The sequence below is a fragment of the Curtobacterium sp. Leaf261 genome (assembly GCF_001422205.1).
In the GTDB taxonomy this organism is placed as follows: domain Bacteria; phylum Actinomycetota; class Actinomycetes; order Actinomycetales; family Microbacteriaceae; genus Curtobacterium.
In genome coordinates, this window is record NZ_LMMJ01000003.1 from 19,243 (window position 1) to 35,154 (window position 15,912).

Genomic DNA, 15,912 nt, shown 5'->3' on the forward strand with positions numbered 1-15,912 from the left:
CTTGGGTGCGTCACCCCACCTTGGGTGCGTCACCCCACCTTGGGTGCRTCACCCCAYCTTGKGTGCATCACCCCACCTCTGGTGCGTCACCCTGCCTTTGGTGCATCACCCCACCGGTCAACAGTGGTGCGATGCGGCGAGGGTGTGGCCATCCGCGGTGCGGACGCGACGACGTTCCGGACTGGAGGGACGGGGCGGGGCCACACCGTGCCTCCAGTCCGACAGGTGGTGGCTCCCGCGGCGCGTCAGGCGGTCCAGGCCTCCGGCGCGACGGTCACGGTGGTGCCCGTCGCTGCGGACTCGGCGAAGGCGAGTGCGACAGCGGCGTCCTGGAGGCCCTCGCGGAGTGGGTACGGGCCCGCCGTGAGCCCCCGTGCCCACCGGCCGGTCTCGTGGAGGAGCGTCGCGGTGGCGATCTCGTCGTCCATGAACCGCGCACCGACCCAGGGGTTCCGCCAGACGACACGGCCCTCGAACTGGATGTGGTCGAGGTCGGCCCCGTCGAGGTCGAGGTCCACGCCGATCTGCCGACGGACGAGCTCGGAGTCCACCACGGTCCGCGGGTCGACGAGGTGCACGGCACGGTCGTCGCTGATCTCGCCGAGGCTGCCCCGGACGACGACCCGCCGGTGCCGGAGCGGGTTGTGCCACTGGTTGTCGGTGAAGTCGTGGAGGCCGGTGCGCCCGTCGCCGAGGTCGAGGTGCACGCGGAGCTGCCCGCTCGGCACCGGGTCGGCCTGCCCGGTCCAGCCGCCGCGGTCCTGCGGGTCGGCCAGCGGGAACTCGCTCCGATGTGCGGTGACGGCGACCGGGCCGGAACCCGGCGCACGGCTCCCGAGCAGCGAACGGATGAGCGCGACAGCGTGGTAGTCGTGCGTCGACGAGACCTGGACGTCGTGCGGCGTGCCGATCACACCCTGCTCGACGAGCGCCCGTCGCGCCGCGTGGCCGGGGTAGGAGGGGTACTGCTCGGCCACCTGGACGAGCTCCTGCTCGCCGACGTCCTGCCAGAGGGCGCGGAGCCCGTCGATGTCGGCGGCGGGCGGTGTCTCGGTGAGGACCGGCACCCCGAGGCGGACGGACTCGCGGATGATCTCCGGCGCGACCGCGCGGGGGACGCTGACGATCACGAAGTCCGGTCGTCCCGCGGCGATCGCCCGCTCGAGACCGGACACCACCGGGACGTGCTCCCCGACCGTGGTGCGGTCGAAGGCGTCCGGGTCGCGGGTCACGACCGAGGCGACGACGTGCGTGTCGGGCAGCGCCCGGGCGATGCAGAGGAAGAACTGTGACCGCCAGCCGGTGCCGACCACGGTGTACCGGATCGGTCCGTCCGTGTTCATGCTCGTCCGGGGGCTCGGCTGGACGTCGTCGTCGGTCATGTGCCCGACGGTAGCCGGTCAGCGCTCGTCGCGGGGCCAGGTCGGCGGGTGGATCGGCTCGGTGGTCGAGGCGGCGCCGACGGCATCGAGCGCGATCCTCGACGCTGTCTCGAGGTGCACGTCGGCGATCGACATGTTCTCCTCGAGGTGGCCGACGCTGCCGGTGCCGGGGATGAGCAGGGTGTTCGGCGTGTGGTCGAGGAGCCACGCCAGGCCGACCTGCGACGGCGTCGCGCCCGTGTGCTCCGCGGCGGCGATCACCGTGGGGTCGTCGGTGACCTTCGGCATGCCGGGGAACGCCGACCCGAGCGGGAAGAACGGCACCCAGGCGATGTCCTCGCGCACGCAGAGGTCGAGCATGTCCTCGAACCGGCGGTCGAGCAGGTTGTAGGGGTTCTGGATGCACGCGATCCCGACGGGCAGTGCGTGGCGGAGCGTCTCGGTGGTCACGGCGCTCAGACCGATCGCGCCGATGAGGCCCTCGTCGCGCATGGCCGCCATCTCGGCGAGCTGGTCGTCGACGGCCACGACCTGGTCGCCCTGTGCCGCCAGTCCGGGCCCCACCTCGAGGCGACGGAGGTTCACGAGGGGGATGGTGTCGAGCCCGAGTCCGCGGAGGTTGTCCTGCACGGCGGCGCGGAGCTCCTCGGGGCGCTGTGCCGGCCTGAGCGGGAACTCGCCGCCGGGGTCCGGCACCGCACCGACCTTCGAGACGATCATCACACCGGCGTCCGCGGAGACGGCCCGTCGGATGAGGTCGTTGACGAAACCGTTCCCGTAGAAGTCGGCGGTGTCGATGTGGTCGACGCCGAGCTCGAGCGCTCGGTGGAGGACGGCGACACCGGCATCGGGGGTGTCGTGGTGCCGCTCGAGCTGCATCGCGCCGAACCCGATGCGGGCGACGGTGCGGCCGGCGAGGGACGCAGTGGTGGTCGTGGTCGACATCGATGACTCCGGTCGTGGTGTACTTGTCTGCGAAGCGGAGGGACCTCCGTTTCGATGACACCGTACACCTCGAACCGGAGGGTCCTCCACTTTGTCCCTTCGCGCTGACGCCGCACGCAACCGGGCGACGCTGCTCGAGACCGCCCGCGATGCGTTCGCGGCGGGGGAGGGGGACGTCACGTTCGACGCGCTCGCCCGCCGGGCCGGGGTCGGTGTCGGCACGCTCTACCGGAACTTCCCGACCCGGCAGGACCTCGTCGAGGCGGTCTACCACTCGGAGCTCGACGAGGTGGTCGCGCTCGCCGAGGCCCTGCTACGGGAGCACCGTGCCGACGTCGCGCTCCGGCACTGGATCGACCGGTACGCGACGTTCTTCGCGACGAAGCACGGGATGGCCGAGGCGTTCCAGCAGGCGGTCGCGTCCGGGGTGATCGCCGGGACGGACACCCGCGCGAGGATCCACGGGGTGCTCGGGGCGTTCCTCGCCGCCGGGGCTGCGGACGGCACGCTCCGAGCGGACGTCGACGCAGGCGTGGCGACGAGCATAATCCTCGGGTCGTTCCTGGCGACGGCCGGGGTGGGCGTCGAGGGGCAGCGCGGCCGGGTGCTCGACGTCGTGGTGGACGGGCTGCGGCCCCGCTGAGGGCTGCGCGTGGCCGGGCAGGCTTGACGCGAGGCACCCCATTCGGCGCATCACACCAGGGGTGATCCGTGGTGCGATGCGCCGGGCTCGGCGCCATGCGCGGGGACTGGTGCGAGCCGCCCGGCTCACGGCACCAGCACCACCTTGCCGCGGATCGTCCCGGACTCGGCGAGCTCCACCGCGGACGAGATCTCCTCGAGCGGGAACCGAGCAGCGACCGCGGGCACGATCGCCCCCTCCGCGAGGAGGCCCAGCACGGCCGCGAGGTCCTGGTGCTGGCGCTTCCGGAACGCCGCGGGGCGGAGCCGCTTGCCGCCCCAGAAGTCGTAGAACGAGGCGCGGCGACCGTTCGGCAACACCGTCCACAGTGCGATGCGGCCGATGAGCTCCGCGAACACCGACGCCACCGACCGGTCGGACTCCAGCTCCGTCGCCGTCCCGTACGCCACGAGGGCCCCGCCACGGGCGAGGAGCGACCACGAGCGTCGCATGCTCTCGATGCCGACGTGGTCGAACACCGCGTCGACTCCGTCCGGGGCGAGGGCGCGGACCGCTCCGACGAGGTCCGGCGTGGCGTAGTCGACCGGTTCGACACCGAGCTGCCGGAGCGCGTCGTGGTTCCGGGGTGCGGCGGTGCCGATCACCCGGATGCCCGCGTGCGTCGCGAGCTGCACCAGGACGGTGCCGACCCCGCCGCTCGCGCCGTGCACCAGGACCGTCCCGCCCCGGCGGACCCTCGCGCTCCGGTGCAGCATCTGCCACGCGGTGATGCCGTTGACGATCATCGTCTCCGCGTCCGCCGCCTCGACACCGTCCGGCACGGGGACCACGTCGTGTACATCGACCACGGCGTGCGTCGCCCACCCTCCGGTCTTCGTCGCGACGGCGACACGCTGCCCGACGAGGTCGTCGTCCGCGGCCGCCCCGACACCGAGGACCGTGCCGACGAGGTCGTAGCCGGGCACGAACGGGAACGCCGGCTGTCCGGGGTAACGGCCGCGGCGCATCGAGCGCTCCGCGAACGAGATGCCGGTCGCCTCGACGCGGATCATCGCCTGGCCGACCGCCGGAGCGCCGCGTGTGCCCTCCGTGACGTGCAGCTCGGTGGGTGTGGAGAGGTGTCGCAGGACGACTTCGTGGACGGTGGTGTCGGTCATGGTGGTTCCTTCCAAGACATGAGTGTTTGGTCACTTACTGGGGGAGATGCCAGTGCGGGTCGCACCGGGCTGATGAAGGGGTGGTCGGGCCCGGCCGCCGGTCGGGTCGGGCCGGCCGTCGGGCGAGCGGGCCGGCCGTCGGGCGAGCGGGCCGGCCGTCGGGCGAGTGGTCAGGCCGTCGGGCTAGTGGTCAGGCCGTGGGGCGAGCGGGCCGGCCGTCGGCGAGCGGTCAGGGGTGACGGAAACCCGCCGTCAGGATGCCCGCCCACGCGGTCGCCGCGTGCGGTTCGGCATCGAGGTCGGTCGTCACGATGAGATGGCAGAGCTGGCCGTAGGCGACGAACCGCTGCACGGCGTCGTCACTGCCGCCGGACCGCTCCTTGGCGAACGTGGTCACCCGGGCGAGTCCGCGCCGGAGTGCATCGCCGATCTCCGGCACGTCGGCCGCGGACTGCGCGTGCACCTGGAGCATGAGGAGCGACCGGTCGGCGATGAGCTCGGCGTACGCCCCGCCCATGGTGTACAGCACCGCGTCGCCATCGGCATCGGGTGCCGCCGAGGCAGCGCCGGCAGTCAGGGCGTCGATGATCCGCTCGAAGCACCGGTCGAGGGCCGCGACGAACAGCTCCTCCTTCCGGGGGAACAGCTTGAACACGTAGGCCGGCGAGATCCCGGCGGCCGATGCGACCCGTGTCACGGGTGTGCCGATGTACCCGGTCCGTGCGAACTCCGTGATCGCGCTGTCGACCGCTGTGTGGCGTCGGGCATCGGCGGTGGAGAGGCTGATCGGCATGTGAGTGACTGTACACTCACTCTTCGAGATCCGCAACGACGGGCCACGGATCGTCGACCGCGACCGGCATGCGGGAGGATCGACCCCGTGCACATCGTCCTGGACCGCATCGACGGCAGCGGCGCCGCGAGCAGCGGCAGCGGCGCCGCGAGCAGCGGCAGCAGCGCCACCAGCAGCAGCCCCGGCGGCTCCGGCTCCGGCTCCGGCACCGGCGCCGGCGTCCTCGTCCGACGGCTGACGGACGCGGGGGAGCCGGACGGTGCGCCGATGCGGACGACCCTTGCGAGCCTCCCGTCCGTCGTCGCGGAACTGGAGGGTCCCGGCGTCCGCTGGGTCTGGGACGACACGAACCGCTGGTACCCGGCGGTGCTCGCCGCAGGCGGGCGGGTCGCACGGTGCGTCGACCTGCGCCTGGGTCACCGGATCCTCCGGACGGCGCTCGCCGCCGCGCGGTCCGCGCTCGCGACGTCGCCGGACGGCCCGTGGGACGCGGCCGCGGAGCCGCTCGTCGCGCCGCGACCGGACGCGCTGTTCGACGAGTCGCTCTTCGACGACCCGCTCCCGTCCGGAACGGATCAGGACGGACGGACTGGAGGCGCGACTGACGACCGCGCGCTCGTCGAGTTCCGCTCCCAGCTCGACGCCGTCGCCGGGTCCGACGACCCCGGCGCGCTCCGGCTCCTGCTGGCCGCCGAGTCCGCGGGGGCGCTCATCGCCGCCGAGATGCGGTTCGCCGGGCTCCCGTGGCGGGCCGACGTGCACGAGGCGCTCCTCGAGGACGCCCTCGGTCCCCGCGTGCCCTACGGCGTCCGACCGCGGCGCCTCGATGCGCTCGCCGACGTCCTGCGCACGGCGCTCGACGATCCGCAGCTCAACCCGGACTCGCCCTCGGACGTACTGCGGTCGCTCCGCCGCGCCGGCCTCGTCGTCGAGTCGACGCGCAAGTGGGAGCTCGCGAAGCTCGAGCACCCCGCGATCGAGCCGCTCCTGGAGTACAAGCGGCTCTACCGACTCCTCACGGCGAACGGCTGGACGTGGCTCGACGAGTGGATCGACGGCGGCCGCTTGCATCCGGACTACGTCGTCGGCGGGGTCGTCTCGGGACGCTGGGCGACGAGTGGCGGCGGTGCGCTGCAGTTGCCGAAGCAGATCCGGTCCGCGGTGATCGCCGACCCCGGGTGGAAGCTCGTCGTCGCGGACGCCGCGCAGCTCGAACCCCGTGTGCTCGCGGCTCTGTCCGAAGACCTGCAGATGGCGGAGGCCGGGCGGGGGCGGGACCTCTACGACGGGATCGTGTCCTCCGGCGCCGTCGAGACCAGACAGCAGGCGAAGGGCGCGATGCTCGGCGCGATGTACGGGGCGACGCAGGGTGAGGGCGGGCGACTCGTCCCACGGCTGGCGCGGCAGTACCCCCGGGCCCTCGCGCTCGTGGAGTCCGCGGCACGGGCGGGGGAGCGCGGGGAGCTCGTCCGCTCGCGGCTCGGACGGACCTCGCCGTCGCCGGGGCGGGACTGGCTCGACGCCCAGGCCCTCGCGTACTCGGCGGACGGGTCACCGGCGCTCGAGCGGGCGGCACGCTCCCGGGGCCGGAGCTGGGGGCGGTTCACCCGGAACTTCGTGGTGCAGGCGAGTGCCGCAGAGTGGGCGCTGTCGTGGATGGCGGGGCTCAGGACCCGGCTCGCGGCGCGGTGGCCGGGGCCCGTGCAGGACGGACCGCACCTGGTGTTCTTCCTGCACGACGAGATCATGGTGCACACGCCGTCGGCCGATGCGGCGTGGGTGGTGTCGCAGGTCGAGGCGGCCGCGGCCGACGCCGGGCGCCTGCTGTTCGGGTCGTTCCCGGTCGACTTCCCGCTGAGCGTCGCGGTCGTCGACGACTACGGGTCGGCGAAGTAGGGCGGGCCGGGCGGCGGTGCCCGGCTCGTGAACACGCAGATCCGGCGGACACACCCAGATCAGGGTGTGTCCGCCGGATCGCGGTGTTCACGAGCGGACGGCGGTGTTCGTGAGCGGAGACGGTGTTCACGATCGGACGGCGAGTGCGCGCGCCGCTGCCGCATCGCGCCCGCCCCGTCCCGCCCCTACCCCGAGTACGCCGCCAGGTACTGCGTCGCGACGGACCCGTTCGCCGTGCCGCCCTGGCCGTTCACCACGTGGGTGATCCCGCCACCGCCGTTGAGGTAGCGCGTGACCATGTGGGTGAGCGTCACGCCGGAGGTGTTCGGCACCGTGATGGCGTTCTCCGAGGACACCGGGGAGTCCCGGAAGAACGAGTACACCCCGAGCGCGGTCGCGTCGTGGCTCGTCACGCCCGGCGACACGACGTAGCTCGCGTACCCGTTCGTCGATCCGTCCATCCAGGCGCTCTGCGACGGCGGGTCGTAGGGCATCTCGGACTGGAAGAAGATCGTCCGCCCACCGTTCCCGTTCCAGATCACCTGGTCCTTCTGGAAGTGCTCGACGAACAGCCCGAGCGCCGTGACGTCCGACCCGTTCACGACGAGCCCGGTGTCCGCGGTGTTCTGCGTCCAGCCGACCCCGGTGCCGTGGTCCGCGCGCCACGACCAGATGTCGTCGAGGAGCGTGTGCGGGCTGTCCACCTCGATCGCGGTACCTGTGCTGCCCGCGTGCGGTCCGCCGACGCGGACGAACACGTCGGTCAGGGTCGTCGGGTCGCTCGCGTCGGCACGGGTCGCACCGGACGAGCCCACCTGCACGAGGATGGCGGAGCGCTGCGCCCCGGCGTCGACCGTGATGCCGGAGAGCTGCACGCCCGTGGTGTCACCGGTCGTGACGGCGGCGTTCCCGGCCGTGGGGACGAGGGTCGCCATACCCATGCCGAGCACCACGGTGCCGTCGTGCGACACGTGCAGCGCCTGGTCGACGCCGTACACGCCGGGTGTCAGGAGTAGGTCCTTGCCGCTGTCGAGCGCCGCGTTGATCGTCGCCGCGGAGTCGCCCGGGTGCGCGATGAAGAAGTCCGTGATCGGGATCGAACGTCCCGCCTGGTCCCCGGTCCAGCTCACCCCGGAGCTGTTCGTGCGGGCCGCCGGGGCGAACACCGAGTACACGCCGTCGCTCCCGACCGTCAGGAACGGCGCGTCCCGGGTGATCGGGGTCTGCGCGACGTTCGTGAACGGCAGCACGGTCGACGCCTGGTCCTGGGACGACGGCCACGACGACGCCGGGGCGCCGGTCGTACCGGTGAACGCCTGGTTCCAGACGGCGCCGTTCCACGAGCCGAGCGAGGAGTCCTGCGTGAACCACTGCTGCTGCGACCCCGAGACGACCTGTCCGGACACGCGCGAGTCGGCGAGCACCCCGCCGCTCGCGAACGCACCGTACCGGCCGAACAGGGTGAGGCCGCCCTGGATGTCGACACGGCGGAGCGGGGCCGCCTGGGACACCGCCCAGCGCATCTGGTGCGCGTCGGTCGCGCCCTCCGGGTTCTGCCGGCTCGCGTCGTCGCCGACCGGTCGCTGGATGGGGTTGATCTGGACGTTGCTCATCGAGCGCCAGAAGTTCACGAGCGACCCAGGGTCCTGCGCCTCCCACGGCGCGGCGGCGTTGCCCTGCACCGGCTCGACGTGGATGCTCCCGTTGATGTGCACGTCGGTCGGGGAGCTGCCGAGGCCCGCGACGGTCTCGTAGTACCCGACGTTCGCGTTGACGATGCCGGTCGCGGTCGAGGGGTCGTCCTGACCTGCGGCGCTGCCGTAGGAGCCGGGCTTGAACAGGATCGCGTGTCGGTTCGTCGAGAACTCGCTCTCGCCCGAGGCCGCCGCGAGTGCTGCGTTGACCTGGTCCGTCGACATGGACGGGTCGAGGATCGTCACGTTCGGCCCGAAGTCCGGGGCGGTGGCGCTCGCCGCGCTCGCCGGTGCGACAGCGATCCCGCCGAACGCGGTGACGGAGCCGGCCACGACGGCGGCCGAGCCGATGAGCGCGACTGCTGCGCGCCTCCAGGCTGTCCGGCGCGCGATCGCGGGTCGGGTGTCGGACTGGAGGCCCGGCTGCTGTCCCGTGGACCGCGCTGCGGTCCGTCCTGTGGTCGAGTGGGTCCGTGTGGTCGAGTGGGTCCGTGTCGTCGCGTGGGTCCGTGTCGTCGCGCGGGTCATGAGAGCGCCTCGATCGTCAGGGTGACGCTCGTGGCGGCACCGTCCTGGATGTAGCTGGCGAACCCGGCGACGTCGTCGAACGCGAAGCCGTAGGACTTGCCGTCGGTGTGGATGTCGTGCAGGGCGCCCGCGTAGTGGTTCGTCTGCGGCTGTCGGTAGAACGTCGACGGGTCCGTGGTGGGCTGCGTCGCGAAGTCCCGCATCGTCGTGCGGTTGAGTGCCGCCCCGAGCACCGCGGCGATCGGGCCGCTGACGCCGTCGTTCGGCGCCGAGAGGTTCCCGTTGCAGAACAGCACGTCCTGCGTCGACGGCAGCTGGAACGACGCCTTCTGGGCGCCGCCCTGGGTCGCCGTGAGCGTGCTGCCGTTGGTCCGGAGCTGGTAGGTCTGCCCGTTCGCGTCCACCGTCAGGTCGCGGCCGGTGTAGGCGTTCCACGCGTCGGCGATGTACCCGTCGAGGTAGTTCGCGCTGAACCGGCCGCTCTCGATGCCGTGGCTCGGCGCGATCACCCGGGTGTCCCCGACGACGAGGCCCGCGAAGCCGTCGGTGTTCCGCATCGTGTCGAAGAAGCTCGCGCGACCCCCGCTCCGCACGGCCCCGACCGTCTGGCTGCCCTGGCCCTGCAGTGCGATCGAGATCGGCACGCTGAACATGTCGACCTGCGTGGAGTTGCAGTACATCGCGCCGTTCTGCCACGTGAACTCGAAGAAGTCGTGGAGGATGCCGAACGACGGGTCGCTGTCCACCCAGCCCGCGGGGTGCACGATGCCCGGGCCACCGGCGGTGTCGACGACCCGGAACGGCAGCCGCTGACCGAGGGACAGGTAGATCCGACCCGAGAGGCCGTCCACAGGCAGGTTCACGGTGCCCGCCTCGCTGAGCGGCACCCCGTAGGCGGCGGTCCCGTCGGCACCGTTGTCGCCCGTGCTCGCGGGGACGAAGGTGCCGTTCGGCTCGACGTGGCCCTGCACGTTCGTCGTCAGGTTGGTCCCGACGACGTGCACCCACACGTTGCTCGTGGCGTAGGAACCGCTGGCGTTGACGATCGTGACGGGGAGGGTCCCGCCCGCTGCCTGGGCGGCCGGTGCCGGGCGGAGGCCGAACGCCTGCGACGCGGTCGGGGCGAGGGCGCCGAGGCCGACCGCCGCGAAGCCCGCGGCACCGATGCCCGCCGCGCCGAGGAACGACCGACGAGAGAGTCCCGCCCGTGGTGGCGCGGAGGCCGATCCGGTCGGCTGTTGGTTGGTGGGGATGCGCATGCACAGCTCCTTCGCTCACTCGCCGCAGCACTGCGGCGAGGCATGACGACCACACCCGCGACGGCCGCTGCTGCGATCCCGATCGCGAGGTGACAGAGCCTCAGGGAGGGGCTCGTCGGCGACGTTACACCTGTCGTTCTACCCCCGAAAGGGGGTTTCCGGAAGTTCCTTGCGGAATCGCCGTCCGGCGCCCTCAGATCGGGTGCGCCGGTCTCGTCTGGTCCGGTGCACCGGACTCGTCTGGTTGGCTGGGCCGATGACCGAGCCGAGCGGACGCGCCGGGCGCACGCCGCGCCTCCCGTCCGCTGCCGACGCCGCACCCGACGAACCGGAGCTCGACCGCCGGATCGGCGGACTCGACCTGACCGAGTGGCGGACGCCCGTCGGGCGACGCGTCGCCGGGACGGCGCATCGTCTCGGGTCCCGGTTCGGCGCGCGGAACGTGCTCATCGCCACCCTCGCGGTCGGTATGGTCCTGGCCGCGTTCTTCACGTGGCTCGCGTCCGAGGTGTACGAGGCCGTGCTCGAGAACGGCGACGTCGCGGTGCTCGACCGGCCGGTCCTCGCATCGATGCTGCCGCTCCGCTCGCCTGTGCTCGACACCGTGGTCACCGCGTGGACGGACGTCGGCGGGACGATCGGGATGCCGATCGTCGCGGTCGTGTTCCTCGTGGTGCTGACGGTCCGTCGCCGGTCGTGGACCCCGCTCGTCCTGCTCGTCTCCGCGGCCGCCGGGTCGCTCCTCATGACGATCGCCGGCAAGGACCTGATCGGTCGGGCGCGTCCGCCGCACTCGGATGCCGTGCCGCCGTACGAGCACTCGCCGTCGTTCCCCAGCGGACACACCCTGAACGCGACCGTCATCGCCGGGACCGTCGTCTACCTGCTGCTCCTCCGCCAGTCGACCGTCGTGGCGCGGGTCACGACGATCGTCTGCGGCACGGTCTTCGTCGTGACGATCGGGCTCAGCCGGGTGTTCCTCGGGCACCACTGGCTGACCGACGTGCTCGCCGCGTGGGTGCTCGGGCTCGCCTGGCTGTCGATCGTCATCACGGCGCACCGGCTGTTCCTGACGGTCACCGGGGCTCGTCGGGTTGACTCGACCCATGCCTGAAGCTCCGCTCGCCTGGGTCGACCACGTCATGTGGTGGCACGTCTACCCCCTCGGTTTCGTCGGTGCGCCGGTGCGGCCACCCTCCGTCTCGTCGTCGGAACGCGACCTGACCCACCGCCTCGGGCGGATCGAGGGGTGGCTCGACCTCGTCGTCGAACTCGGGCTCAACGGGCTGCAGCTCGGCCCCGTGTTCGACTCCGCGACGCACGGCTACGACACGATCGACCACTTCCGGATCGACCCGCGGCTCGGGGACGACGACGACTTCGACCGGCTGCTCCACGCGGCGCACGAGCGGGGGATCCGGGTGATCCTCGACGGTGTGTTCAACCACGTGAGCCGTGAGCACCCCGCGTTCGTCGCGCTCGCGGATGGTCCGGACGCGCCCACGGCAGGCCTCTTCCGAGTGCGCTGGGACGACTGGCGACCCGGGGACCCGATCGATGCCGACGTCTTCGAGGGGCACAAGTCACTGCCCGCGCTCGACCACTCCTCGCCGGCCGTGGTGGACCTCGTCGTCGACGTGATGGACCACTGGCTCGACCGAGGGATCGACGGGTGGCGGCTCGACGTCGCGCACGCGGTGCCGGCGTCGTTCTGGGCGGCGGTGCTCCCTCGCGTGCGGGAACGGCACCCGGGGGCGTGGATCACCGGCGAGGTCATCCACGGCGACGCGGTGTCGATCGTCCGCGAGTCGACGATGGACTCGGTGACGCAGTACGCGCTGTGGCAGGGGATCTGGCACGGGATCGCGGACCGGAACTTCTTCGAGACCGCGCACGCGATCGAGCAGCACGACGAGCTCCTGGCGACGTTCGTGCCGAGCACCTTCGTCGGCAACCACGACACGACCCGGATCGCCACCGCCGTCGGCGATCCACGGCATCTCCCGCACGCGCTCGCCGTGCTGTTCACGGTCGCCGGGACCCCCGGGGTCTACGCGGGCGACGAGTACGGGATGCTCGGTGTCAAGGAGGAGCGACTCGGCGGCGACGACGCGGTGCGCCCCGCGTTCCCGGACGTGCCGCCGCAGCTCGCCGACCTGCCGCCGGACGGTGTCGCCGCGTACCGAGCGCACCAGGCGCTCATCGGCGTCCGTCGGGAGTTCCCGTGGCTGCACTCCGCGCACACCGACGTGATCCACCTGACGAACACCGCGATGGTGCTGCGGACGGCGACCGGGTCGGGCGCGGTGGTGACGGCGCTCAACCTCGGCGACGACGCGGTGTCGGTGCCGGTGGCCGACGCGACGCGGGTCGTCGCGGGCGGGGCGGATCTGCGCGACGCGACCGCGGGCCTCCCGGCCCATGGGTGGGCGGTGCTGGCGCGCTGAGCGGCGGGCCGGGGCGCGGGCGCGGCGGCGGGCGGGCGGGCGTGTTCTGAACACGGCGGTCCAGTCGGAACACGCGGATCCAGGTGTTCGTGGCGGACGGGCGTGTTCAGACCGAGCTCGGCCGATCCGAGAGCGGCCCGGTCGACTCCCGCACCACGAGTTCGACCGGGATGACGACGGGCTCGCCGGGGGTGCCGACGCCCTCGACCTCGTCGAGCAGCATGCTCGCCGCGATCGACCCCTTCGTACCGACGTCCTGCCGCACCGTCGTGAGCTTGGGCGTCACGTAGTGCGCGAGGTCGATGTCGTCGAAGCCGACGACGGACACGTCCCCCGGGACCGATCTGCCCGAGCGTGCGATGCCCTCCATGAGACCGACCGCCAGGATGTCCGCCGTCGCGAACGCCGCCGTCACGTCCGGGTGGTCCGCGCCGAGGGTCCGGCCGACCTCGACACCGAGCTCCCAGGTGGGGTCGACGACGAGCAGGTCGGAGTCGTGCCACGCCACCCCGGCGTCCTGGTGCGCCTGCAGGAACCCGTCGAAGCGCTGCCGGACCAGACCGACGTCCGAGAACGCCGGGCTCGCGAAGGCGATCCGACGGTGCCCGAGCGCGAGCAGATGTTCTGCGGCGAGGCGCCCGCCCTCGCGGTCGTCGGAACGGACCCCGGTGGTGCGGGTGTTCCCCGAGTAGCTGTCGAGGGCGAGGATCGGTGTGCCCGCCGCGGGGGCGAACCCGTCGACCTCCTCGTCCAGGAACCCGAGGACCACGGCCCCGTCGAGGTTCCAGGAGCGCACGGCGACGTCCACTTCGGCGGTCTCGGTGACCCCGCGGAACAGCAGGTGGTAGCCGCGGTCGCGGAGTCGTCGCTCGAGGAACCCGAACACGGCGACGTTGTGGGGGCTGAGCACGAGGACGTCGTGTTCGGACGACGGGACGAGCAGCCCGATGAGCCGCGAGCTCTTGGCGGCGAGACTCCGCGCGGACGCGTTCGCGACGTACCCGCGGCGGTCGACGATCGCCCGGACGCGCTCGATCGTGCCGACGGACACCTTGTCGTGGTTCCCGTTGACGACGTTTGAGACGGTCATCAGGCTGACCCCGGCCTCGGCGGCGATGTCCTTCAGGGTCACGGGCATGCGGTGGTCGTCCTCGATCTGTGGGGAGTCCTGCGGCCGATGTCGACGTCCTGGGAGCGGGAGTTGACATCGAGGAGCGGAGCACCATATTGTCACTCCAGCGCCGAGTATAGCGCTAAACCACACTCCCGACGAGGCACTGACGCCCCGGCCCCGGAAGGACCGAACGATGACGCTCACCCCTGCTCGCCAGACGGCGGACGCAGCCCGTTCGACGGCGGACGCAGCCCGTCAGTCTGCGGACGTGGTCGGCCTGGAGGCACGGCCCGGCCCCGCAGGACCGGCCGCCGGTCGCGCGGACTGGTGGCGCACCGCGGCGATCTACCAGGTGTACGTCCGGAGCTTCGCGGACGGCAACGGCGACGGGATCGGCGACCTCGCCGGCGTCCGCTCCCGACTCGGGTACCTGCAGAGCCTCGGCATCGACGCGATCTGGTTCACCCCCTGGTACCGCTCGCCCCTCGCCGACGGCGGGTACGACGTCGAGGACTACCGCCGTATCCACCCCGACTTCGGCGACGTCGCCGAGGCGGAGTCGCTCATCGCCGAGGCGGCCGCACTCGGCATCCGCACCATCGTCGACGTCGTCCCGAACCACGTCTCCGACCAGCACGCGTGGTTCCGGGAGGCCCTGGCGAGCGAACCGGGGAGCGACGCCCGGGCGCGGTTCTGGTTCCGCGACGGCCTCGGCCCGGACGGCGACCTGCCGCCGGGGAACTGGCCGTCGAGCTTCTCCGGGACGACCTGGACCCGCACGACGAACCCGGACGGCACCCCGGGGCAGTGGTACCTGCACCTGTTCACCCCCGAACAGCCGGACCTCAACTGGGGTCATCCCGACGTCCGCCACGAGCACGAGGAGGTCCTCCGCTTCTGGTTCGACCGCGGGGTCGCCGGGGTCCGGATCGACTCCGCCGCACTCGTGGCGAAGGACCCGGCGCTGCCCGAGATCGACGGGGAGTACACACCCGGACAGCACCCGAATCTCGACCGCGACGAGCTGCACGACATCTACCGTGGATGGCGTGCCGTCGCGGACGAGTACACCGAAGCAGCAGCGCTCGATCCCGCGGACCACCTCGGCGACCGCGTGCTCGTGGGCGAGATCTGGCTCGCGGACCTCGACCGGTTCGCGCTCTACCTCCGCCAGGACGAGATCCACATGGCGTTCAACTTCGACTTCATGGCGCGTCCGTGGGGTGCGATCGGCTTCCGAGCCGCGATCGAAGAGACGCTCGCCGTGCACGACCGCGTCGGAGCACCCGCCACGTGGGTGCTCTCGAACCACGACGTCACCCGTCCGGTGACCCGCTTCGGCCGGGCCGACAGTGCGTTCTCGTTCGACACCAAGCGCTTCGGCACGCCGAGCGACCTGGTCGTCGGTGCCCGTCGTGCCCGGGCTGCCGCCATGCTCGCCGCAGCACTCCCCGGTGCGCTCTACGTCTACCAGGGCGACGAGCTGGGCCTTCCCGAGGTCGAGGACATCCCGCTCGACCGGCTCGAGGACCCGATGCACTTCCGGTCCGAGGGCGTCGACCCCGGCCGGGACGGCTGCCGCGTGCCCCTGCCGTGGACCACCGCGGGCGCGTCCGCCGGGTTCAGCCCCGCCGGAGCGAGCGCGGAGCCGTGGCTGCCGCAGCCCGCGGACTGGGCGCGGTACTCCGTCGAGGCGGAGGACGATGACCCGGACTCCGCGCTGGCACTCTTCCGCCGCGTGCTCGCGATCCGCCGTGGCGACACCGGGGCCGGCAACGACCTGCGGCACGGGACGTTCGCATGGGCCGACGCGACTGCCGCACCCGTTGACGCCGACATCCCTGACACGGTCGTCGCCTTCCGCCGCGGGACCCTCCTGCACCTGACGAACTGCGGCACGACCGCGGTCCCGCTGCCGCCGACCACCGAGGCCGAGGTCCTCCTGGCGAGCGGGCCGCTCCCCGATCACACCCTGCCCGCGGACACGAGCGTCTGGCTCGCCGTCCGCTCTGCCTGAACACACGACTCACCCGACACACCCCAGCAGCACCATC

At 72.3% G+C, this 15,912-nt stretch carries 12 protein-coding genes; 5 read left to right on the plus strand and 7 right to left on the minus strand.

The genetic code is table 11. The features are described 5' to 3' along the window. Positions 1-245: 245 nt before the first annotated feature. Both ASF23_RS04215 and ASF23_RS04220 read right to left on the minus strand, forming a co-directional pair. The gene (locus tag ASF23_RS04215) at positions 246-1,382 is read right to left on the minus strand and encodes a Gfo/Idh/MocA family protein (RefSeq protein ID WP_235510776.1); all 1,137 of its coding nucleotides are present in this window, start codon (positions 1,380-1,382) and stop codon (positions 246-248) included. A gap of 18 nt (positions 1,383-1,400) precedes the next feature. Then, positions 1,401-2,327: an aldo/keto reductase gene (locus ASF23_RS04220; protein ID WP_055949533.1), complete on the minus strand. Its 927-nt coding sequence runs from the start codon at positions 2,325-2,327 to the stop codon at positions 1,401-1,403. A 91-nt stretch (positions 2,328-2,418) separates the two neighbouring features. On the opposite strand from ASF23_RS04220, the gene ASF23_RS04225 reads away from it, so the two are divergent. Next, on the plus strand, positions 2,419-2,970 hold the full coding sequence (locus ASF23_RS04225) for a TetR/AcrR family transcriptional regulator (RefSeq protein WP_055949536.1): 552 nt from the start codon (positions 2,419-2,421) through the stop codon (positions 2,968-2,970). Positions 2,971-3,095: 125 nt separating this feature from the next. On the opposite strand, the gene ASF23_RS04230 is transcribed toward ASF23_RS04225, so the two are convergent. Beyond that, a complete protein-coding gene (locus ASF23_RS04230) occupies positions 3,096-4,127 on the minus strand; it encodes a medium chain dehydrogenase/reductase family protein (protein ID WP_055949540.1) in 1,032 nt (343 codons plus the stop codon). Between the two features lie 229 nt (positions 4,128-4,356). After that, the gene (locus ASF23_RS04235; protein ID WP_055949543.1) at positions 4,357-4,920 is read right to left on the minus strand and encodes a TetR/AcrR family transcriptional regulator; all 564 of its coding nucleotides are present in this window, start codon (positions 4,918-4,920) and stop codon (positions 4,357-4,359) included. 87 nt (positions 4,921-5,007) lie between these two features. Between ASF23_RS04235 and ASF23_RS04240 the strand changes: the two genes are divergently transcribed. After that, positions 5,008-6,816, plus strand: coding sequence for a bifunctional 3'-5' exonuclease/DNA polymerase (locus ASF23_RS04240; RefSeq protein ID WP_235510777.1), 1,809 nt, complete (start codon positions 5,008-5,010; stop codon positions 6,814-6,816). 185 nt (positions 6,817-7,001) lie between these two features. Here the strand turns inward: ASF23_RS04240 and ASF23_RS04245 are convergent, their stop codons facing one another. Both ASF23_RS04245 and ASF23_RS04250 read right to left on the minus strand, forming a co-directional pair. Next, the gene (locus tag ASF23_RS04245; protein ID WP_235510778.1) at positions 7,002-9,038 is read right to left on the minus strand and encodes an adenylyl cyclase; all 2,037 of its coding nucleotides are present in this window, start codon (positions 9,036-9,038) and stop codon (positions 7,002-7,004) included. After that, entirely contained in the window at positions 9,035-10,297 is a 1,263-nt protein-coding gene (locus ASF23_RS04250) for a beta-1,3-glucanase family protein (protein ID WP_055949547.1), read from the minus strand. Before ASF23_RS04250 ends, ASF23_RS04245 begins: the two co-directional genes overlap by 4 nt. 256 nt (positions 10,298-10,553) lie before the next feature. Here ASF23_RS04250 and ASF23_RS04255 point away from each other — a divergent pair, with 256 nt between their 5' ends. Together ASF23_RS04255 and ASF23_RS04260 are read left to right on the plus strand one after the other, a co-directional pair. Continuing rightward, entirely contained in the window at positions 10,554-11,411 is an 858-nt protein-coding gene (locus ASF23_RS04255; protein ID WP_082473812.1) for a phosphatase PAP2 family protein, read from the plus strand. Then, on the plus strand, positions 11,404-12,744 hold the full coding sequence (locus tag ASF23_RS04260; protein ID WP_055949550.1) for an alpha-amylase family glycosyl hydrolase: 1,341 nt from the start codon (positions 11,404-11,406) through the stop codon (positions 12,742-12,744). The genes ASF23_RS04255 and ASF23_RS04260 overlap by 8 nt, the downstream gene beginning before the upstream one ends. Positions 12,745-12,850: 106 nt before the next feature. On the opposite strand, the gene ASF23_RS04265 is transcribed toward ASF23_RS04260, so the two are convergent. Beyond that, complete coding sequence (locus ASF23_RS04265) at positions 12,851-13,882, minus strand: LacI family DNA-binding transcriptional regulator (RefSeq protein ID WP_055949553.1); 1,032 nt, start codon at positions 13,880-13,882, stop codon at positions 12,851-12,853. 169 nt (positions 13,883-14,051) lie between these two features. Between ASF23_RS04265 and ASF23_RS04270 the strand changes: the two genes are divergently transcribed. Next, positions 14,052-15,875 (plus strand): glycoside hydrolase family 13 protein, encoded by a 1,824-nt coding sequence (locus ASF23_RS04270; RefSeq protein ID WP_082473813.1) that lies wholly within the window; start codon positions 14,052-14,054, stop codon positions 15,873-15,875. Positions 15,876-15,912: the final 37 nt, after the last annotated feature.

Bases quoted from the DNA above. Each gene is read 5' to 3' on its own strand.
- ASF23_RS04230 (WP_055949540.1), bottom strand. From the start codon at position 4,127: ATGACCGACACCACCGTCCACGAAGTCGTCCTGCGACACCTCTCCACA.
- ASF23_RS04265 (WP_055949553.1), bottom strand. From the start codon at position 13,882: ATGCCCGTGACCCTGAAGGACATCGCCGCCGAGGCCGGGGTCAGCCTG.
- ASF23_RS04255 (WP_082473812.1), top strand. From the start codon at position 10,554: ATGACCGAGCCGAGCGGACGCGCCGGGCGCACGCCGCGCCTCCCGTCC.
- ASF23_RS04250 (WP_055949547.1), bottom strand. From the start codon at position 10,297: ATGCGCATCCCCACCAACCAACAGCCGACCGGATCGGCCTCCGCGCCA.
- ASF23_RS04235 (WP_055949543.1), bottom strand. From the start codon at position 4,920: ATGCCGATCAGCCTCTCCACCGCCGATGCCCGACGCCACACAGCGGTC.
- ASF23_RS04215 (WP_235510776.1), bottom strand. From the start codon at position 1,382: ATGACCGACGACGACGTCCAGCCGAGCCCCCGGACGAGCATGAACACG.
- ASF23_RS04245 (WP_235510778.1), bottom strand. From the start codon at position 9,038: ATGACCCGCGCGACGACACGGACCCACGCGACGACACGGACCCACTCG.
- ASF23_RS04220 (WP_055949533.1), bottom strand. From the start codon at position 2,327: ATGTCGACCACGACCACCACTGCGTCCCTCGCCGGCCGCACCGTCGCC.
- ASF23_RS04260 (WP_055949550.1), top strand. From the start codon at position 11,404: ATGCCTGAAGCTCCGCTCGCCTGGGTCGACCACGTCATGTGGTGGCAC.
- ASF23_RS04270 (WP_082473813.1), top strand. From the start codon at position 14,052: ATGACGCTCACCCCTGCTCGCCAGACGGCGGACGCAGCCCGTTCGACG.